Raw genomic sequence first — 18,870 nt, 5'->3', positions numbered from 1 at the left:
ATATCTGGTCCCGGACCCGCTGTCCGGCTACAGTAAGTTCTTTGTCGACTAAGGCTTCGTGCATGACATTTCTGCGCCCCACCCTGCTGACGCTCGCTTGCCTGCTCGCCTCACCGGGCTTCGCCGACGACCTGCCGTCACTTGGCGACGCCAGTTCTGCCATCGTCTCGCCGGAACAGGAGCATCAGCTGGGCCGCGCCTGGCTGGCCTTATTGCGCAGCCAAGTCTCGCAACTCAACGATCCGCAGCTCAAGGACTATGTCGAAACCAGCGTCTACAAGCTGGTGGAGACCAGCCAGGTCAACGACCGGCGCCTGGAATTCATCCTGATCAACAGCCCCCAGCTCAACGCGTTCGCCGCCCCCGGCGGGATCGTCGGAGTCAATGGCGGCCTGTTCCTCAACGCCCAGACCGAAGGCGAATATGCTTCGGTCATGGCCCACGAACTGGCGCACTTGTCGCAACGCCATTTTGCCCGTGGCGTCGAAGCCCAACAACGCATGCAGGTGCCGATGATGGCGGCGCTGCTGGCCGGCATCGTGATTGCCGCCGCCGGTGGCGGTGACGCCGGGATCGCCGCCATTGCCGGGACCCAGGCCGCCGCCATCCAGGAGCAACGGCGTTTCTCGCGGCAAAACGAACAGGAAGCCGACCGCATCGGCATCCAGAACCTGGAGAAGGCCGGCTATGACCCGCGGTCGATGCCGACGATGTTCGAGCGGCTGATGCGCCAGTACCGGTTTGACGCCAAGCCCCCGGAGTTCCTGCTGACTCACCCGGTCACCGAGTCGCGCATCGCCGACACCCGCAACCGCGCCGAACAGGCCAAGCCGGGCGGGATCGAGGACAGCATGCGTTACCAACTGATCCGCGCGCGGGTCCAGTTGACCTATGAAGAAACCCCTGGCCTGGGCGCCAAGCGCTTCCGCGCACAGCTGGACGAGAATCCGAAGAGTGACGTGGCCCGCTACGGACTGGCGATCGCCCAGATCAAGGGCGGCCAGCTGAATGAAGCCAGGGAGAACCTCAAGCCATTGCTGGCCAAAGCGCCCAACGAGATCATCTACAACCTCGCCCAGGTGGACCTGGACATCACCAGCAACAAGCTGGCGGACGCTCAATCTCGCGTGGATCGACTGCTGAGCCAATATCCGGGCAACTACCCACTCAATCAGGTGCGCGTCGATCTGTTGCTCAAGCAGAATCGCCCCGCCGATGCGGAGAAGGCCCTGGAAACCCTGCTCAAGAGCCGCCCGGACGATCCGGATATCTGGTACATGGTGGCCGAGACGCGTGGCCTGTCGGGCAACATCATCGGTTTGCACCAGGCGCGCGCCGAATATTTCGCGCTGGTTGGCGACTATCGCCAGGCGATCCAGCAACTGGATTTCGCCAAGCGACGCGCCGGGAGCAATTTTCCTTTGTCCTCGCGCATCGACGCCCGCCAGCGTGAACTCATGGAACAAGAGCGCATGGTCAAGGACATGATGGGCTGAGCATTTACCGGGCATAAAAAAACCGCCTCGATACCGAGGCGGTTTTTTTTCAGCTCAATGCCGGCTTATTCAGCCAGCTTGAAGGTAATGAAGCTTGCACGCCCCTGGCGCAGGACGCGCATCGACACCGAGCGATTCTTCGGCAACGCCTTGGCGATGTCGGTGAACTCCTTGGCCGAGCCGATGGCCTGGTTGTTCAGGTGGGTAATGATGTCGCCGGGTTGCAAGCCAATCAACGCAGCGGGACCGTCCTGTACTTCCTTGATCACCACCCCGCCCTGCAATTCCAGGGTCCGCTTCTGCTCATCGGTGAGCTCGACCACCGCGACGCCCAGGCGATTGCTGCTGCGCTCGACGCCGGACTTGGGCAGCGAATCCAGTTCCTTGCCTTCTTCCGGGATCGCGCCGACAGTCAACTCGACATTCTTGCGCTTGCCTTCGCGAATCACTTCCAGGTTGGCCTTGGCCCCGGCCTTGAGGGCGCCCACCAGATGCGGCAAGTCGGCGGACATGACGATCGGCTGCCCATTCAGGCTGAGAATAACATCGCCCACTTGCAAGCCGCCCTTGGCGGCCGGACCACCTTCCTGGATCTGCGCCACCAGGGCGCCGGCAGGTTTCTCCAGGCCAAACGACTCGGCCAGGTCCTTGTTCACTTCCTGGATGACCACGCCCAGCCAGCCACGGCTGACCTTGCCCTCGCTTTTAAGCTGGTTGGATACATCCAGGGCCACGTCGATCGGAATAGCGAAGGACACCCCCATGAAACCGCCCGAACGGGTGTAGATCTGAGAGTTGATGCCCACCACTTCACCGTCGAGGTTGAACAGCGGCCCACCGGAGTTGCCCGGGTTGATCGGCACGTCAGTCTGGATGAATGGCACGTAGTTTTCGTTTGGCAGGCTACGCCCAATTGCGCTGACGATACCCTGGGTCACGGTATGGTCGAAGCCGAACGGCGAACCGATTGCCACCACCCATTGGCCGGCTTTCAGATTCTGCGATTTGCCGAGCTTGAGCACCGGCAGGTCCTTGCCTTCGATTTTCAGCAAGGCCACGTCCGAACGCGGATCGGTGCCGATCAGCTTGGCCTTCAGTTCGCTGCGATCTGCCAGGCGCACGAGAATTTCATCGGCGTCGGCGATCACATGGTTGTTGGTCAGGATGTAGCCGTCAGGCGAAATGATGAAGCCCGAGCCCAAGGACTGCGCTTCACGCTGACGACCACCGCCAGGCGAACGCGGCTGTGGCATTCCGCGCTCGAAGAACTCACGCAACATGGGCGGCAGTCCTTCCAGGTCAGGCATCTGCGGGTCCATCACGCGGCGCTCCGGCAGCTTCTGCGTGGTACTGATGTTCACCACGGCGGGCGAAGCCTGCTCGACCAGTTGAGTGAAGTCCGGCAACTCGACCGCCACAGCGGGAACGGCCTGACCGAGCACCAGCACGGTGGCAAAAATGGAGAGATAGGTTTTCAAGCGTGGTATCGACATACGGCTCCCGTTACGACGAGCATGGTTAAGCGATATGGAGCAGAAATACCTGGGAACGATACGCCGGTATTTTTGTTCCGCAAACAGACAAGGCCAGAGCCGAGCGGCTCTGACCTAATAGAAAAAAATTGTTTTTTTTGCAAATGAAAATGCTGACAGAAAGTTTCAGCATCTTGATCGAGCCCTCTTGCCGGCCTCTTGCGCAATCGAGCCACCCAGGCAGCGTGTTATTGAGCTGCCGCGACGTCGGAACGCATGGAGAGCGCGATCCGTTCCGCCGTACCGATAGGAATTTCGCCGACCACCGTCACCATCATCTCGCCCTGCGGCGTAGTGAGACGACGCGATACAGCTGCGGTCGGGCCAAGCTGCGTGCGGGTGTCGGTCGCGGTAGCACCGTTCAATGGCTCGAGGAACACCGAGAAACGGGCCAAACCGTCGTCATACATCAAACTACTGACCTGGATCTTGGTGTCCGGGTCTTTGCGCGCAGTGCTGCTGGTCAATTCAAAGCCGGGCGGAAGCCAGTCGGAATGCCAAGCGGTTTTCACCGTGGCGGCCTTGCCTGGATCCTGCGCAACAGCCTTGCATTCGCCACTGGCCTGCAGATCAGCGTCTGTAGGCTCGTCGATATTCAGGCGAGTGAACTGAAACCGTTCGAGCAACTGGCCTTTGTCACTGAGCAACAGTGACTTGAGCGGCAAGCCGGTCTCCTTGTCGAGATGCAGCTCGAAGCCATAGCGGTGCTGGTCCTTGGGAGTCAGGGCGACAATGACAGCCTGGCGCCCGGCCACACGCGACTTGCCAATGACGGCAAGATCATACCAATTCTTGAGTTTCTGCGGATCGAGCGCACGTGCGGCACCATCTGGCGTATTGCCCAGTCCGGCTATCAAGGTGCCACTGACGCATTGAGTTTTACCATCAATGCGCATGACCTCCTGTGCCGAACCATCGAGCTGGAGCAGCCGCTCGCGGACTTTGCCATCCTGGACGCGATGCCAGATGTTATGGGTAGAAAAACTACCGTTACGCTCGTAAACGAAAGTGCCCTGGAAGCTTTGCTGCTGCTCGGCTTGACTCAGACGATTGAGCCAGTCCTGAGCTTCACCGGCATAGGCTGGAACAACGCACCAGCCACCTACCAGCAGCGAGAAAAGAGGTATGGCGCGCATGGTCCTCCTTAACGGTTTTCCAGGCTGGCCGCACGAGCGTATGGCAGCGCGCTTTCAGTACCCTTCAACGCAGCTTGCTGGGCATGCTGACGCAGGTAGTTGGGCAACCGCTGATCATGCCAGCCTGGCTGGCCTTGCAATACGCCGCTGGTCATCGGACCGGCAGCTTCCGAACCTTCACTGTAGCCGGCCAGTACCGCCGGGCCCTTGACCTGTGGTGCTGCCAAGCCAGGCTGATTGGATTGCTGCGCCATTTGCACGCCGGCAATCTCATCCTGGTTGTACAGACGCACACCTGCCAGTACAGCTACGGTAACCGAGGCGGCAACTGCCAGGCGACCCAGGCTGCGCCATGGACCGCGGGAAGCTTTTGCCGGTACGGCTTCGTCAGCCAGCGCAGCAGAAACGGCCGCAGCGATATCCAGGCGTGGAAGCAACAAGTCCTTGTGCATCACCGCCCGGGCAATCTGGTAGCGAGCCCAGGTCTCACGGGTTTCAACATCGTCAAAGGCATTCAATACCCGACGCAATTCCAATTCGTCCGCTTCGTTATCCATCACTGCGGACAGCGATTCCTGCAGGGCTTCACGACTCATGGCGTTCCTCTCTTGGCTGTCGCCGCTGTCTCAGTTTTCCTGCAACAACGGTTGCAGGGCTTTATCGATGGCCTCCCGAGCGCGGAAGATCCGGGAGCGCACGGTACCCACCGGACACTGCATGACGCTCGCAATGTCCTCGTAACTCAGACCGTCAAATTCACGTAAAGTTAACGCCGTACGCAAATCTTCAGGCAGTTGCTGGATGGTTCGATGGACAGTGCCTTCGATCTCATCCCGCAGCAATGCACGTTCCGGTGATTCGAGATCCTTGAGGCCGTGATCGCCATCGTAGAACTCTGCATCCTCGGAGCTCACATCGCTATCCGGCGGCCGGCGGCCGCGTGAAACCAGATAGTTTTTCGCCGTGTTAATGGCGATGCGGTAGAGCCACGTATAAAACGCGCTATCCCCGCGAAAATTACCAAGTGCCCTGTAAGCCTTGATGAAGGCTTCCTGGGCAACATCCTGGGCTTCATGGGTGTCGTGCACAAAACGCACGATCAACCCGAGAATTTTGTGCTGGTATTTCAGCACTAGCAGATCGAAAGCTCGCTTGTCGCCGCGTTGGACGCGCTCGACCAGCTGCTGATCCTCTTCCTGGGTTAGCATGAACACTCCTCGATAAGCTCGAAGGAGGCTTGCATTACTAATCGTCCAAGCTTGCAAACATAGACTCGGGCTTTTCGCAAAAGTTCTCCCCCTTCCAAGCAAGTTTCCGGCGTGCACTGATCCGGCACGCACGAAAAACGCAGCACGAGATTCCCCGGCCGCGCGAATAATCTGTCGTCGGGCCTGTCGGACGGGACTTGAATCGAAGTCCTGCACCAACCTGACGCTGTTCCCTTTTGCAGACAACCGTCTATTGAACGTAGGCGCTTGGCAAAAGTTCCCGCTATTTGTAGCTCTTCGAAACGAAAATTTAGCAACCGTGACGAGATAAACAGCGTTCTGTCCTCGAAAAGGCTGCGTTGTCGCCGTTTCAGCAAAACCTTGATCCGACGAAGCGTGTCGCTTCCCTGTCGCACTGGTTCCATATTGCCATGAACGCCCGGCTATTGTGCCGATCCCCCCCTCTATATACTAGTGGGCTGCACGGCTGCCTGCCCCCGTTTAACCGGATGCCCGGCACCAGCCCCGACCCGGGACGCTTTGAGCGGAAACCATTCGAATGAGCCAACAGTTTCAACATGATGTTCTGGTAATCGGCAGCGGCGCCGCCGGATTGAGCCTTGCGCTGACATTGCCGGCGAACCTGCGCATAGCAGTGCTGAGCAAAGGCGACCTGGCCAACGGCTCGACGTTCTGGGCCCAGGGCGGCGTCGCCGCCGTGCTGGATGACGCAGACACTATCCAATCCCATGTCGACGACACGCTTAACGCCGGCGGCGGGTTGTGCAATCGCGAAGCCGTGCGTTTTACCGTCGAGCACAGTAGGGAAGCCATCCAATGGCTGATCGACCAGGGCGTGCCCTTCACCCGTGACGAGCAATCGGGCACCGAAGATGGCGGCTTTGAATTCCACCTGACACGCGAAGGCGGCCACAGCCACCGGCGGATCATCCATGCAGCCGATGCGACCGGCGCGGCGATCTTCAAGACGCTGCTGGCCCAGGCCCGGCAACGGCCGAACATCGAATTGCTGGAGCAGCGAGTCGCGATCGACCTGATTACCGAGAAACGCCTCGGCCTGGATGGGGACCGCTGCCTGGGCGCCTATGTGCTCAATCGTGGTAGCGGTGAAGTCGACACCTACGGTGCGCGCTTCGTGATTCTCGCCTCCGGCGGTGCAGCCAAGGTCTATCTCTATACCAGCAACCCCGACGGTGCCTGCGGTGACGGCATTGCCATGGCCTGGCGTTCAGGCTGCCGAGTGGCGAACCTGGAATTCAACCAGTTCCACCCCACTTGCCTGTATCACCCGTTGGCCAAGAGTTTCCTGGTGACCGAGGCCCTGCGCGGCGAAGGCGCTCACCTGAAGCTCCCCAACGGCGAACGCTTCATGCAGCGCTTCGATCCGCGCGCCGAACTGGCGCCACGGGACATCGTTGCGCGGGCCATCGACCATGAAATGAAGCGCCTGGGCATCGATTGCGTCTACCTGGACATCAGCCACAAACCCGAAGCCTTCATCAAAAACCATTTCCCCACGGTGTATGAACGCTGCCTGGAATTTTCCATCGACATCACCAAGCAACCGATCCCGGTGGTACCAGCGGCGCATTACACCTGCGGCGGGGTGATGGTCGACCAGCACGGCCGCACCGATGTACCCGGCCTGTATGCAATTGGCGAAACCAGTTTCACCGGATTGCACGGCGCCAATCGCATGGCCAGCAATTCGTTGCTGGAATGTTTCGTCTATGCCCGCTCGGCGGCGGCGGACATCCTCGAGCAGTTGCCGCAGATCGCCATACCGACCACTCTGCCGACCTGGGACGCCAGCCAGGTGACCGACTCGGACGAAGATGTGATCATCGCCCACAACTGGGACGAGTTGCGGCGCTTCATGTGGGACTACGTCGGCATCGTACGTACCAACAAGCGCCTGCAACGAGCCCAGCATCGGGTGCGTTTGCTGCTGGATGAGATCGATGAGTTCTACAGCAACTATAAAGTCAGCCGCGACCTGATCGAGTTACGCAACCTGGCGCAGGTGGCCGAATTGATGATTTGCTCAGCCATGGAGCGCAAGGAAAGCCGAGGCCTGCACTACACGCTTGACTACCCGAACCTGCTGCCCGAAGCATTGGACACTATTCTGGTGCCGCCCACCTACGCCGGCTGAACCTCAGTCGGACCCGCAGGCGCCGATGAATATCCGGCGCCAGCGCGTCGTGGGGCACGCATAACGCGCGGACCCACCGCTCGCCCCGCAAGCGAAAGCGCAGCACCACGATCATTGGCAATGCCAGGCTGTCCGGCCGCAACTGCACTGCCTGCCAGCCGCCGCCCTCGCTCCAGAGCTGCCAGCCATCGGCATCGCGACGCAAACCGCGAAAAGCCTGGCGATGAGTCAGCAATAAATATCGCGGTAGCACCCAGGCGCCATGGCCCAGGCACACCATGGCAGCAACGACTGCGAGCCAGGAAGGAATCGAGCACAGCAACAACGCGCCCAAGGCAAACACCTGAGCCAGGAGATAGGCCGCCAGCAGTTGCCCGGAGGCGCGCCAGCGGCACTCGAAGTGACTACTTGGGCTGGACACGATCCAGGATCATCCGGACCATGCGCTGCAGTTCCGGATCTTCGGATTCACTGCGCTCCATGAACCAGCCGAACATGTCCTGATCCTCGCATTCGAGCAAGCGGACGTAACACGCCCGGTCGACGTCATTAAGGTGTGGGTAGACCTCCTTCACGAACGGCACCAGCAACACGTCAAGTTCAAGCATGCCGCGGCGGCTGTGCCAGTAGAGGCGATTCAGTTCAACGTCTTCGACCATGGAGCGCTCCTCAAATAGAACGCAAGTATACAGGCCCGGCCGTAGCGGAACAGACAGCTTTGGCCGGCCGCCACCGATCCTTTGTGAACTACCCATTTCAAGGGCGTTTCCTTATGATGTCCTCCAGACTTTTTACCCTGCGATGACCCATGGCTGATTCCGCTTTTTTCTGCACCCTGTCCCACGAAGGCGTTCTCGCGGTCCGCGGCGTGGACGCAAGCAAATTTCTGCAAGGCCAATTGACCTGCAATCTCAACTATCTGAACGACAGCCGGGCCAGCCTCGGTGCCCGCTGCACTCAGAAAGGCCGGATGCAATCGAGCTTCAGGATCCTGCTTGAAGGCGACGGCGTACTCCTGGCAATGGCCACTGAATTACTCGAACCGCAACTGGCGGACCTGAAGAAATACGCGGTGTTCTCCAAATCCAAGCTCACCGACGAGAGTGCGGCATGGGTTCGTTTCGGACTGGAAGGTGCCGACCTCGCACTCAGCAACTTGGGCCTGGAGCTACCGGCCGATACTGACAGCATGGTTCGCCATGAATCCTTGATCGCCATCCGCGTCTCCCCGGGCCGCGCCGAGCTCTGGGCGCGCGCCGAACAGGCCGATACGCTGCGCACTCGCCTGAGCGCGCAACTGACCGAAGGCGACCTCAACCGCTGGCTGCTGGGCCAGGTCCGTGCGGGCATCGGCCAAGTCATGCCGGCTACGCGTGAGCTGTTCATTCCGCAGATGCTTAACCTGCAAGCCGTTGGCGGTGTGAGTTTCAAGAAAGGCTGCTACACCGGCCAGGAAATCGTCGCGCGCATGCAGTACCTCGGCAAGCTCAAGCGCCGGCTGTATCGTCTGCAGCTGGAGGCTGACGAGCTGCCGGAGCCGGGCACACCATTGTTCTCCCCCACTCACGGCAGCTCCATCGGCGAGGTGGTCATTGCTGCCCGTAGCGAACAAAACATCGAACTGCTGGCGGTGTTGCAGGCCGAAGCAGCAGAAGATGGCAATTTGCACCTCGGTGCTTTGGAGGGACCCGCGCTACAATTGCTGGACTTGCCTTACGAACTGGACCGCGACCGCGAAATCCAGCGTTGATCGCAACATTTTGTCGCAATACCCTAGAGAACCGAAATGAGCGATTTGGCGGATAAGGTCCAGCGGGATTTGGTGGCGGCCATCGATAATGATGACCTGGTCCTACCGACATTACCGGAAGTGGCCCTGCAGATTCGCCGGGCCGCCGAAGACCCGGAAATCAGCGTCAGCAACCTGAGCAAAGTGATTGGCCGCGACACGGCACTCTCTGCACGCCTGATAAAAGTGGTTAATAGCCCGCTGCTGCGCGCCACGCAGGAGGTTACGGACTTGCACACAGCCATCACCCGGCTGGGCGTGAATTACAGCAGCAACCTGGCGATCGGGCTGGTCATGGAGCAGATATTCCATGCCCGCTCCGATGTCGTCGAACAAAAAATGCGGGAAGTCTGGCGCAAGAGCCTGGAGATCGCTGGGGTCAGCTATGCGCTATGTCGCAGTTACACGCATCTCAAGCCTGATCAGGCAGCGCTGGGTGGACTGGTCCACCAAATCGGCGTACTGCCGATTCTGACGTATGCCGAAGACAACAACGAATTGCTGTCAGACCCGGTCAGCCTCAATCACGTCATCGAGACGATCCATCCCGTGCTGGGGGACAAGCTGCTCAGTGTCTGGGAGTTTCCCGAACGGCTGGTGAAGTTGCCAGGGCTGTACCTGGATTTCACCCGAGACTCGAAACAACTCGATTATGTCGACCTGGTGCAGGTTGCCGCGCTGTATTGCTACAAGGACGCCGACCATCCGCTGAGCAAGATCGATGCGTTTGGGGTGCCTGCGATCAAGAAGCTGGGCATCGACCTGGACAACCAGGACCGTTGCGCGGATCTGGAAGAAGCGCGGTCGATGTTCTACTAAGCAGACTGGGCAATGGATTGTGTTGGCCACAACGGCATCCGGCTCGGTTCATTCTGAGCCAGGAACAAAACTCACCCGCACCTTCAACCCACCCTCCTGGCCGTCATGCAGGGTGATCTGCGCCAGATGCGCTCGGCATATTTCTCCGACAATCGCCAACCCCAATCCCGAGCCAGCCACTTGCTGGTTGCGCCGATAGAAGCGCTCGAATACCCGCTCCCGCTCAGTCTCAGGAATGCCCGGACCGTCATCCTCGACCTCCAGCACCGCGGGCGCGGCGACCCGCAGGATCACGTTGCCGCCCGAGGGCGTATGGGCCAGGGCATTGTCCACCAGATTACTCAACAGCTCGTTGAGCAGCGTCGGCTCGCCCCGTAACCAGACCGATTCATCGGCCTCCAGGGCCAACGCTACCCCGCGGGCATGGGCCAGTGGTGCCATGGCCATGCCCAGTTCACGGGCGAGCTGGCTCAAGTCGAGCAGTTGCGCACCGCCTTCGGCAATCGCCCGCGCGCCGTTTTCCACCCGCGCCAGCGACAGCAGTTGATTTGCCAGATGGGTCAAGCGATCAGTGCCCTGGGCTGCGGTTTCCAGGGTTTCGCGCCAGGTCGCAGGTTCGTTGGCGCGCAAGCCCAATTCGAGACGAGCCTTGAGCGCCGCCAGCGGCGTGCGCAGCTCATGGGCGGCATCGGCAATAAATTGCGCCTGGCGTTCGAACTGGCCGCGCAGCCGTTCGGTGAAGTGATTGAGCGCACGTACCAACGGCCACAATTCGTGCTGGACTTCCACCAGCGGCAACGGCCGCAAATCGTCCGGCTGGCGCTCCTCCACCGCCGTGCGCAAACGCTCCAGCGGGCGCAACGCTGCGCTGACCGCGAACCACACCAGCAACAGCGCGCCCACCGCCAGCATGCCCAGCCGCAACAAGGTATCGGCCATCAAGCTGCGGGCCATGCTGACCCGAGCTTCTTCGGTTTCCGCCACGCGGATTTCCGCCATGCCGTTCATTTCGGGTTCGCTCACGGCCTTGAGCAGGCTCACCACGCGCACATTCTGCCCTTGGTAACTGGCGTTGTAGAAACGTGCCAGCGCCGGGTAATCGTCGGTGCGCGGCGTCCCGGGCGGCGGCCCGGGAAGATTTTCGTAGCCGGAGATCAGCTTCTGGTGGATGTCGTTGACTTGATAATAGATACGTCCGGCACTGTCATAGGCGAAGGTGTCCAGAGCCACATAAGGTACGTCCGCGCTGAGGGTACCGTCGCGCTGTGAAAGGCCGGCGGCGATGGTTCGGGCCGAGGCCAGCAGCGTCCGGTCGTAGGCGGTATCGGCGGCTTCACGACCATTCCAATAAGCGCTCAGGCCACTGGCGAGCATCAGTACCACGAGCAACGAGGCGAGGTTGCGAAGTAGCCGCCAGCGCAGGCTGTCGGGCTTATGCATCGCGATTTTCCAACAGATAGCCCAGGCCGCGGAACGTCACGATCGCCACCGCATGGCCGTCGAGCTTCTTGCGCAGGCGATGGACATAGATTTCGATGGCGTCGGGGCTGGCCTCTTCGTCCAGGCCGAACACCTGCGCCGCCAGTTGCTCTTTGCTCATCACCCGCCCGGGCCGGGCGATCAACGCTTCCAGGACAGCCTGCTCGCGAGAGGTCAGGGTCATCAGTTCCTCGTCGAGGGTAAAGCGCCGGGTGTCCAGGTCGTAGACCAGTCCACCACAGCGCTGCTGCCGCTCGCCGCCCAATACGCTACGGCGCAGCAGCGCCTTCACCCGCGCTTCGAGCTCGGTGAGTTCGAAAGGTTTGGCCAGGTAATCGTCGGCGCCGAGGTTCAGGCCATGGACCCTGTCCTTGACGTCGCTGCGAGCGGTCAGCATCAGCACCGGCAGCGTCTTGCCCCGCGCCCGCAAGCGCGCCAGCACCTCGAAGCCGTCCATGCGCGGCAGCCCCACATCCAGAATCGCCACGGCGTACTCCTCGCTGCTCAAGGCCAGGTCGGCCGCCACCCCGTCGTGCAACACATCCACCGTCAACCCCGCGCTCTTGAGGGCCTGGGCGACACTTTCGGCGAGCTGCAGATGGTCTTCGACGAGCAGGACACGCATGGGGGTTTTCCTCGATTCAGGGATGGTCGGGGCCATTCTTTGGCGCGGAGTTTACAGCCGCATTCGCCACTGTGAAGCTCAAAATCATCCTGACAGCTTTTGAAAGGTTAGCGAAAGGTTGGGCCGCTAGAGTCGCTCCACGGACAGTTTCGACTGCCGGTCGCGAAACACGTCGCGAAACGAAAAACGCCTCGAAGCGTTTTCGCCGAATAAAAACAATAAGCGGAGTATTCATCATGCTGTCCATACAGCTTCTGGCTTCAATGCCCACCCGCCATTCCTGCCCCAACCAGACTACCCTTGCCTGTGCCGCTGCGCAGACCGAACTGCCGCGTCTTTGAAACGCGTTTGCGGGTCTGCGCCGTACATGCGCTGCGAAGCCTGATTTGAAACACAAAACAACAACTCCTGTGGAGACAAAAATGAACCTAGCACTGCGTAAAGTAGCCCTTGCCGTCGGATGCCTGATGCTCGCCGGGCAAACGCTCGCCGCTGATGCATCCAAAGAGCCGAAGCGCCCCGAGTGCATCGCCCCTGCCGCTCCAGGTGGTGGTTTCGACCTGACCTGCAAACTGGCGCAAAGCGCGCTGGTCAATGAAAAACTGCTGACCAAGCCGATGCGCGTCACCTACATGCCCGGCGGTGTCGGCGCGGTGGCCTACAACGCAGTGGTCGCACAACGCCCGGCCGACGCCGGCACGCTGGTGGCCTGGTCCAGTGGCTCGTTGCTGAACCTGGCGCAAGGCAAGTTTGGCCGTTTTGATGAAACCAATGTGCGCTGGCTCGCTGCCGTCGGCACCAGCTATGGCGCCATCGCCGTGAAAAGCGATTCGCCCTACAAGAATCTCGACGATCTGGTACAGGCCCTGAAGAAAGATCCGGGCTCGGTGGTGATCGGTTCCGGCGGTACCGTCGGCAGCCAGGACTGGATGCAGACCGCTTTGATTGCCAAGGCTGCCGGCATCGACCCACGCAAACTGCGCTACGTGGCCCTTGAAGGCGGCGGCGAAATCGCTACCGCGCTGCTGGGTGGCCATATCCAGGTGGGCAGTACCGACATCTCCGACTCCATGCCACACATCCAGAGCGGCGACATGCGTCTGCTGGCAGTGTTCTCTGATAAACGCCTGGACGAGCCGGAGATGAAAGACATCCCGACCGCCGTGGAACAAGGCTACGACATCCGTTGGCCGGTAGTACGTGGCTTCTACCTGGGCCCGAAGGTCACCGATGCAGAATACGAATGGTGGAAAAATGCCTTCGACAAGCTGCTGGCCTCCGAAGAGTTCGCCAAGCTGCGCGACCAACGGGAACTGTTCCCGTTCGCCATGACCGGTCCGGAGCTGGACGCCTACGTGAAGAAGCAAGTGGCCGACTACAAGATGCTGGCCAAAGAATTCGGCCTGATCCAGTAATCGCCTCTGTTCTCGCGGCGGCACCGGCACAGTCGGCGCCGCCCAGGAGTTAGTCATGCTCGTCATCCAACGTATTATTGCCGCGGTGCTGCTGCTGGCCTGCATCGGCCTGGCACTGATGGCCTGGCCCTATCAGGCAGCCTTTTCCTATGAACCGGTTGGCCCGCGTGCCTTTCCCCTGCTGATACTCGGGCTGATGGGGCTGGCGCTGCTGTACATGCTGTTTCGTCCCACGCCCGTCGTGCACAGCGAAGACGATCCGCACCTGGACCGTGAAACCCTGCAGAAGATCGGTATCTGCGTGGCGCTGCTGCTGGTGTTCGCCGGGACCTTCGAGCCCTTGGGATTCATCCTCGCCAGCATTCTGATCGGCGTGCCGATGGCACGTCTGTACGGCGGCCGCTGGGTGCCGAGCGTGGTGATCATCAGCCTCATGGCCATTGGTCTTTATCTGTTGTTCGACAAGCTGATGGACGTGCCGCTGCCCCTGGGCCTGCTCGACGTCCTGGAGAATTGATATGGATACCCTGAATTATCTCGGCCAGGGTTTTGGCGTTGCGCTGACGCCGTACAACCTCGTCACCGCGTTGAGCGGCACGCTGATCGGTACCGTGGTCGGCCTGCTGCCGGGCCTGGGCCCGATCAACGGCGTGGCGCTGCTGATCCCGATTGCCTTCGCCCTGGGACTGCCGCCGGAGTCGGCGCTGATCCTGCTGGCAGCGGTGTACCTGGGTTGCGAATACGGCGGACGTATCAGCTCGATCCTGCTTAACATCCCCGGCGAAGCCTCCACCGTGATGACTACCCTCGATGGTTACCCGATGGCCCGCCAAGGCCTGGCCGGGGTGGCGTTGTCGCTGTCGGCGTGGAGTTCGTTCATCGGCGCGCTCATCGCTACCTGCGGCATGGTGCTGTTCGCGCCGTTGCTGGCCAAATGGGCGATTGCCTTCGGACCGGCGGAGTATTTCGTATTGATGGTGTTCGCCATTGTCTGCCTCGGCGGCATGGCCGGTGACCGCCCGCTCAAGACGTTCATTGCGGCGCTGATCGGTTTGTTCCTGTCCTGCGTCGGCATCGATGCCAACAGCGGCGTGTACCGTTTTACCGGTGACAACATCCATTTGACCGATGGCATCCAGTTCGTCGTGCTGGTGCTGGGCCTGTTCTCCATCAGCGAGATTCTGTTGCTGCTGGAAAAAACCCACCGCGGTCAGGAAGCGGTGAAAGCCACCGGACGGATGATGTTCAACTTCAAGGAAGCGGCCTCGGTGTTCTGGGTGAACATCCGTTGTGGCGTGCTCGGTTTCATCATGGGTGTATTGCCTGGCGCGGGCGCGACCCTGGCCAGTGCCGTGGCCTACATGACCGAGAAACGCATGGCCGGCGCCAGTGGGACGTTCGGCCAGGGCGACAAGCGTGGCCTCGCGGCCCCGGAAACCGCCATCGGCGGCGCGGCCTGCGGCGCACTGGTGCCGATGCTGACCCTTGGCGTACCGGGTTCGGGCACCACGGCGGTGATGATCGGCGCGCTGTCGCTCTATAACATCACGCCCGGCCCGCTGCTGTTCCAGCAACAACCGGACATCGTCTGGGGCCTGATCGCTTCGTTGTTCATCGCCAACGTCATGCTGGTGATCCTCAACATTCCGATGATCCGCGTCTTCACCCGCATCCTGGCCGTGCCGAACTGGGCACTGGTCCCGGTGATCGCGATCATTACCGGGATCGGCGTCTACGCGGTGCACGCCACAACGTTCGACCTGTTCCTGATGATTGGTATCGGTATCTTCGGTTACATCCTGCGCAAGCTGGATTTCCCGCTGTCACCCGTGCTGCTGGGCTTCATCCTTGGCGGTCTGATGGAGCAGAACCTGCGTCGTGCATTGTCGATTTCCAATGGCGCGTTGGAAATTCTCTGGTCCAGCCCGATCACCTTCGGCTGCTGGGTCCTGACGGCAATCATGCTGTTCCTGCCTCTGCTGCGCATCTGGCGTCGTCGCAGCGCCCAGCGTCGTGCCCTGGCCAATGTCTGAGGCAACAACTTTCAGACAATGGTGGGGAACGCCGCTGGTCGGTCTGGCCGGCGGTTATCTGGCCAGCCTGATCGGCTGGCCCTTGCCCTGGATGGTCGGCTCGCTGTTGGCGATCATCCTGGTGCGCTGTCTGACTCCCTGGCAATTGATGGAAATCCCCGGCGGCCGCAAATGCGGCCAATGGGTGGTGGGCATCGGTATCGGCCTGCACTTTACGCCGGTGGTGATGGAACAAGTCCTCAGCCATTTCGGCCTGATTTTTTTCGGCGCGCTGATCACCAGCGTGTCCAGCGTGGTGAGTGTCTGGCTGATGCGCCGCACCGGTGAAGACCGCGCCACAGCCTTCTTCTCCAGCATGCCGGGCGGTTCCGGCGAGATGGTCAACCTCGGCGCTCGCAATGGCGCGATGCTCAGCCATGTCGCCGCGGGCCAGAGCCTGCGTGTGCTGGTGGTGGTGTTGTGCGTGCCGGCTGCCTTCAAGTATCTGCTCGGTGACGGCACCCCGGTGCAACACGCCACGACGGTGGATTGGTTGTGGCTGGCGGTTCTGTTCCCAGCGGGTGCCCTGCTCGCCTGGATCTGGGAGCGCTTGCGCCAACCCAATCCATGGCTGTTCGGCCCCTTGTTGGTCAGCGCGGCGGTGAGCATCGGCTGGGATTTGCACATCGGCCTGCCCGACGGTGGCAGCCAGATCGGCCAATGGCTGATCGGCAGCGGCCTGGGCTGCCATTTCAACCGGCAGTTCTTCCGCCGCGCACCGTCGTTCATGGGGCGCACCTTGATTGGAACGGTGCTGACCATGCTGATCGCCACGCTTGCGGCCCTGGGCCTGAGCACCTTGACCCACCTGGACTTGCGTTCGCTGACCCTGGGCATGATGCCCGGCGGTATCGCCGAAATGAGCCTGACGGCGGAGACGCTGCAACTGTCGGTGCCGTTGGTGACGGCGCTGCAGGTGATGCGGCTGCTGTTCGTGCTGTTTCTGGCGGAGCCGCTGTTCAGGTATTGGGTTCGCAGGCCGGATCCGGACTTGTAGGCCGGGGTTGCCCTCTTCGCGAGCAGGCTCGCTCCCACAGAGTTTTGAGGAGAAACACAAATTCAATGTGGGAGCGAGCCTGCTCGCGAAGGGGCCCTTATTGCCGACCGCTTAAACCGGCGGCAACCGCCAATCGATCGGCTGCTCGCCATGCTGCTGGAGAAACTTGTTGGTCCGGCTGAAATGCCCGCAGCCGATAAAGCCCCGATGGGCTGACAGCGGTGACGGGTGGACCGAAGTCAACACCAGATGCTTGGTCGCATCGATCAGCTTCTGCTTGCTCTGGGCATGAGCGCCCCACAGCAGGAATACCAGGTGCGGCTGGTGTTCGCTGACCACTTCGATGACCTTGTCGGTAAAGTGCTGCCAGCCTTTTTTAGCGTGGGCATTGGCATTGGCGCGCTCCACGGTCAAGGTCGTGTTGAGCAACAACACGCCCTGGTCGGCCCAACTCTGCAGATAGCCATGGTTGGGAATATCGATGTTCAGGTCGCGCTTCAATTCCTTGTAGATGTTCACCAGCGACGGCGGCGTCGGCACGCCCGGCTGCACCGAAAAGCACAAGCCGTGGGCCTGGCCCGGGCCGTGGTACGGATCCTGACCGAGGATCACCACCTTGACCTTGTCCAGCGGCGTGGAATTGAGGGCGTTGAAAATCAGCGGGGCCGGCGGATAGATTTCCTTGCCGGCGGTGTATTCACTGCGCAAGAACTCGCGCAACTCCGCCATATACGGCTGGTCGAACTCGGCACGCAGTGCCTGCTTCCAGCTGGGTTCGAGTTTGATACGGTCGTCAGCGGTCATGGTTGCACCCGGAAGAAACAATGGGCGCACCCTAGGAAAGCCTACAGGGCTTGTCAATTGATCTGACGCCGATCCGGCACTTTCCCCCACAGCAGTCATACTGATCATTCAATTTTCCGATCGAGGTCACGATGAATCTGCACTTCGAAGAACTGACCGGCATCAACGGGGCGCGCCTGGGCGTCGCCACCCTGGATGCTGAAAAATCCTTGAACGCCCTTTCCCTGCCGATGATCAACGCCCTGCGCGATCGCCTCGACGCCTGGGCCCGGGAACCGCAGATTGTCTGTGTGCTGTTGCGCGGCAACGGTGCCAAGGCCTTCTGCGCCGGTGGCGAGGTGCGCAGCCTGGTCGAAGCGTGTCGCGCCCACCCCGGCGAAGTGCCGCCGCTGGCGGCGCAGTTTTTCGCTGCCGAATACCGGTTGGACTTCAACCTGCACACGTATCCGAAACCGTTGATCTGCTGGGGGCATGGCTATGTACTCGGCGGCGGCATGGGCCTGCTGCAAGGCGCCAGCACGCGAATCGTCACGCCGAGCAGTCGCCTGGCGATGCCGGAAATCAGCATCGGCTTGTATCCGGACGTCGGCGCCAGTTGGTTCCTGTCGCGCCTGCCGGGCAAGCTTGGCCTGTTCCTGGGCCTGACCGGTGCTCACATGAACGCTCGGGATGCCATCGACCTGGGCCTGGCCGATCGCTTTCTACTCGATGAGCAGCAGGATGACCTGATCGAAGGCCTGTTGCAGCTCAACTGGCAGGAACAGACCGAGATGCAGCTCAACAGCCTGCTCAAGGCCCTGCAGCAGGAAGCTCTGCCGCAACAGCCCGAAGCCCAGTGGTTGCCGCGTCGGCAGCAAATCGATGAGTGGCTGGATGTCAGCGACGTGCGCTGTGCCTGGAAAGCCCTGAGCCTGCTGGTGGATCATTCGGACCCATTGATCGCCCGGGCAGCCAGGACCATGACCGAAGGCTCGCCGCTGACGGCGCACCTGGTCTGGGAGCAGATCAGCCGCGCCCGCCATTTGTCATTGGCCGGTGTGTTCCGCATGGAATACACCCTGAGCCTCAATTGCTGTCGTCATCCGGAATTCAGCGAAGGCGTGCGTGCGCGGTTGATCGACAAGGACCACAAGCCTCGCTGGCATTGGCCGGATATCAATCATGTGCCGCAAGCGGCGGTCGAGGCGCACTTTCACAAAGTGTGGGAGGGGCGGCATCCGTTGGCGGATTTGTCCAATGAATAACGGACGCGCCTTTGGCGGACAACTGCCCCTGTGGGAGCGAGCCTGCTCGCGAAGGCGTCGGATCAATCAGCCTTCATG

18 protein-coding genes are annotated in these 18,870 nt (G+C 60.9%); 9 read left to right on the top strand and 9 right to left on the bottom strand.

The features are described from left to right. The first annotated feature begins 62 nt into the window (after positions 1-62). Complete coding sequence (locus ACE04F_RS12840) at positions 63-1,496, top strand: M48 family metalloprotease (RefSeq protein ID WP_434569488.1); 1,434 nt, start codon at positions 63-65, stop codon at positions 1,494-1,496. Positions 1,497-1,561: 65 nt separating this feature from the next. On the opposite strand, the gene ACE04F_RS12835 is transcribed toward ACE04F_RS12840, so the two are convergent. The 4 genes from ACE04F_RS12835 to rpoE all read right to left on the bottom strand — a co-directional run bounded on the left by ACE04F_RS12835 (position 1,562) and on the right by rpoE (position 5,372). Beyond that, entirely contained in the window at positions 1,562-2,989 is a 1,428-nt protein-coding gene (locus ACE04F_RS12835) for a DegQ family serine endoprotease (protein ID WP_305496214.1), read from the bottom strand. 227 nt (positions 2,990-3,216) lie between these two features. Beyond that, on the bottom strand, positions 3,217-4,164 hold the full coding sequence (locus ACE04F_RS12830) for a MucB/RseB C-terminal domain-containing protein (RefSeq protein ID WP_486107179.1): 948 nt from the start codon (positions 4,162-4,164) through the stop codon (positions 3,217-3,219). Between the two features lie 8 nt (positions 4,165-4,172). Beyond that, a complete protein-coding gene (locus ACE04F_RS12825) occupies positions 4,173-4,760 on the bottom strand; it encodes a sigma-E factor negative regulatory protein (protein ID WP_486107177.1) in 588 nt (195 codons plus the stop codon). A 30-nt stretch (positions 4,761-4,790) separates the two neighbouring features. Then, a complete protein-coding gene (gene rpoE / locus ACE04F_RS12820) occupies positions 4,791-5,372 on the bottom strand; it encodes an RNA polymerase sigma factor RpoE/AlgU (protein WP_003172477.1) in 582 nt (193 codons plus the stop codon). A gap of 559 nt (positions 5,373-5,931) precedes the next feature. On the opposite strand from rpoE, the gene nadB reads away from it, so the two are divergent. Next, positions 5,932-7,548: an L-aspartate oxidase gene (gene nadB / locus ACE04F_RS12815; protein ID WP_486107175.1), complete on the top strand. Its 1,617-nt coding sequence runs from the start codon at positions 5,932-5,934 to the stop codon at positions 7,546-7,548. Here the strand turns inward: nadB and ACE04F_RS12810 are convergent. Further along, positions 7,517-7,969 carry a protein YgfX gene (locus ACE04F_RS12810; protein WP_486107173.1) on the bottom strand — a complete coding sequence of 151 codons (453 nt, stop codon included), beginning with the start codon at positions 7,967-7,969 and terminating at the stop codon, positions 7,517-7,519. The genes nadB and ACE04F_RS12810 overlap by 32 nt on opposite strands. Beyond that, positions 7,953-8,207 (bottom strand): FAD assembly factor SdhE, encoded by a 255-nt coding sequence (locus ACE04F_RS12805; protein WP_007930227.1) that lies wholly within the window; start codon positions 8,205-8,207, stop codon positions 7,953-7,955. Before ACE04F_RS12805 ends, ACE04F_RS12810 begins: the two co-directional genes overlap by 17 nt. Positions 8,208-8,356: 149 nt before the next feature. Between ACE04F_RS12805 and ygfZ the strand changes: the two genes are divergently transcribed. Both ygfZ and ACE04F_RS12795 read left to right on the top strand, forming a co-directional pair. Then, a complete protein-coding gene (gene ygfZ, locus ACE04F_RS12800) occupies positions 8,357-9,298 on the top strand; it encodes a CAF17-like 4Fe-4S cluster assembly/insertion protein YgfZ (protein ID WP_486107171.1) in 942 nt (313 codons plus the stop codon). Between the two features lie 36 nt (positions 9,299-9,334). Further along, positions 9,335-10,156, top strand: coding sequence for an HDOD domain-containing protein (locus tag ACE04F_RS12795; RefSeq protein WP_486107169.1), 822 nt, complete (start codon positions 9,335-9,337; stop codon positions 10,154-10,156). A gap of 48 nt (positions 10,157-10,204) precedes the next feature. On the opposite strand, the gene ACE04F_RS12790 is transcribed toward ACE04F_RS12795, so the two are convergent. Further along, positions 10,205-11,596 carry a sensor histidine kinase gene (locus ACE04F_RS12790; protein WP_486107167.1) on the bottom strand — a complete coding sequence of 464 codons (1,392 nt, stop codon included), beginning with the start codon at positions 11,594-11,596 and terminating at the stop codon, positions 10,205-10,207. Continuing rightward, the gene (locus ACE04F_RS12785) at positions 11,589-12,260 is read right to left on the bottom strand and encodes a response regulator (RefSeq protein WP_486107165.1); all 672 of its coding nucleotides are present in this window, start codon (positions 12,258-12,260) and stop codon (positions 11,589-11,591) included. The genes ACE04F_RS12790 and ACE04F_RS12785 overlap by 8 nt, the downstream gene beginning before the upstream one ends. A gap of 422 nt (positions 12,261-12,682) precedes the next feature. Here ACE04F_RS12785 and ACE04F_RS12780 point away from each other — a divergent pair, with 422 nt between their 5' ends. The 4 genes from ACE04F_RS12780 to ACE04F_RS12765 are packed head-to-tail and all read left to right on the top strand — an operon-like array spanning position 12,683 to position 16,744. Continuing rightward, positions 12,683-13,675 carry a Bug family tripartite tricarboxylate transporter substrate binding protein gene (locus ACE04F_RS12780; RefSeq protein ID WP_458129506.1) on the top strand — a complete coding sequence of 331 codons (993 nt, stop codon included), beginning with the start codon at positions 12,683-12,685 and terminating at the stop codon, positions 13,673-13,675. A gap of 55 nt (positions 13,676-13,730) precedes the next feature. Next, positions 13,731-14,192 carry a tripartite tricarboxylate transporter TctB family protein gene (locus tag ACE04F_RS12775; protein ID WP_486107163.1) on the top strand — a complete coding sequence of 154 codons (462 nt, stop codon included), beginning with the start codon at positions 13,731-13,733 and terminating at the stop codon, positions 14,190-14,192. A gap of 1 nt (position 14,193) precedes the next feature. Continuing rightward, positions 14,194-15,708, top strand: coding sequence for a tripartite tricarboxylate transporter permease (locus ACE04F_RS12770; protein WP_486107161.1), 1,515 nt, complete (start codon positions 14,194-14,196; stop codon positions 15,706-15,708). Next, positions 15,701-16,744, top strand: coding sequence for an AbrB family transcriptional regulator (locus ACE04F_RS12765; protein ID WP_486107159.1), 1,044 nt, complete (start codon positions 15,701-15,703; stop codon positions 16,742-16,744). The genes ACE04F_RS12770 and ACE04F_RS12765 overlap by 8 nt, the downstream gene beginning before the upstream one ends. A gap of 111 nt (positions 16,745-16,855) precedes the next feature. Here the strand turns inward: ACE04F_RS12765 and ung are convergent, their stop codons facing one another. Next, complete coding sequence (gene ung / locus ACE04F_RS12760) at positions 16,856-17,548, bottom strand: uracil-DNA glycosylase (RefSeq protein WP_486107157.1); 693 nt, start codon at positions 17,546-17,548, stop codon at positions 16,856-16,858. A 131-nt stretch (positions 17,549-17,679) separates the two neighbouring features. On the opposite strand from ung, the gene ACE04F_RS12755 reads away from it, so the two are divergent. After that, on the top strand, positions 17,680-18,792 hold the full coding sequence (locus ACE04F_RS12755; RefSeq protein ID WP_486107155.1) for an enoyl-CoA hydratase/isomerase family protein: 1,113 nt from the start codon (positions 17,680-17,682) through the stop codon (positions 18,790-18,792). Positions 18,793-18,870 lie beyond the last annotated feature (78 nt).

The sequence above is a fragment of the Pseudomonas sp. AGC41 genome, assembly GCF_057334555.1.
This window is presented reverse-complemented; position numbering and strand designations above follow the sequence as displayed.

Coding starts and splice junctions, on each gene's coding strand:
- ACE04F_RS12840 (WP_434569488.1), top strand. CDS start 63: ATGACATTTCTGCGCCCCACCCTGCTGACGCTCGCTTGCCTGCTCGCC.
- ACE04F_RS12835 (WP_305496214.1), bottom strand. CDS start 2,989: ATGTCGATACCACGCTTGAAAACCTATCTCTCCATTTTTGCCACCGTG.
- ACE04F_RS12830 (WP_486107179.1), bottom strand. CDS start 4,164: ATGCGCGCCATACCTCTTTTCTCGCTGCTGGTAGGTGGCTGGTGCGTT.
- ACE04F_RS12825 (WP_486107177.1), bottom strand. CDS start 4,760: ATGAGTCGTGAAGCCCTGCAGGAATCGCTGTCCGCAGTGATGGATAAC.
- rpoE (WP_003172477.1), bottom strand. CDS start 5,372: ATGCTAACCCAGGAAGAGGATCAGCAGCTGGTCGAGCGCGTCCAACGC.
- nadB (WP_486107175.1), top strand. CDS start 5,932: ATGAGCCAACAGTTTCAACATGATGTTCTGGTAATCGGCAGCGGCGCC.
- ACE04F_RS12805 (WP_007930227.1), bottom strand. CDS start 8,207: ATGGTCGAAGACGTTGAACTGAATCGCCTCTACTGGCACAGCCGCCGC.
- ygfZ (WP_486107171.1), top strand. CDS start 8,357: ATGGCTGATTCCGCTTTTTTCTGCACCCTGTCCCACGAAGGCGTTCTC.
- ACE04F_RS12795 (WP_486107169.1), top strand. CDS start 9,335: ATGAGCGATTTGGCGGATAAGGTCCAGCGGGATTTGGTGGCGGCCATC.
- ACE04F_RS12790 (WP_486107167.1), bottom strand. CDS start 11,596: ATGCATAAGCCCGACAGCCTGCGCTGGCGGCTACTTCGCAACCTCGCC.
- ACE04F_RS12785 (WP_486107165.1), bottom strand. CDS start 12,260: ATGCGTGTCCTGCTCGTCGAAGACCATCTGCAGCTCGCCGAAAGTGTC.
- ACE04F_RS12780 (WP_458129506.1), top strand. CDS start 12,683: ATGAACCTAGCACTGCGTAAAGTAGCCCTTGCCGTCGGATGCCTGATG.
- ACE04F_RS12775 (WP_486107163.1), top strand. CDS start 13,731: ATGCTCGTCATCCAACGTATTATTGCCGCGGTGCTGCTGCTGGCCTGC.
- ACE04F_RS12770 (WP_486107161.1), top strand. CDS start 14,194: ATGGATACCCTGAATTATCTCGGCCAGGGTTTTGGCGTTGCGCTGACG.
- ACE04F_RS12765 (WP_486107159.1), top strand. CDS start 15,701: ATGTCTGAGGCAACAACTTTCAGACAATGGTGGGGAACGCCGCTGGTC.
- ung (WP_486107157.1), bottom strand. CDS start 17,548: ATGACCGCTGACGACCGTATCAAACTCGAACCCAGCTGGAAGCAGGCA.
- ACE04F_RS12755 (WP_486107155.1), top strand. CDS start 17,680: ATGAATCTGCACTTCGAAGAACTGACCGGCATCAACGGGGCGCGCCTG.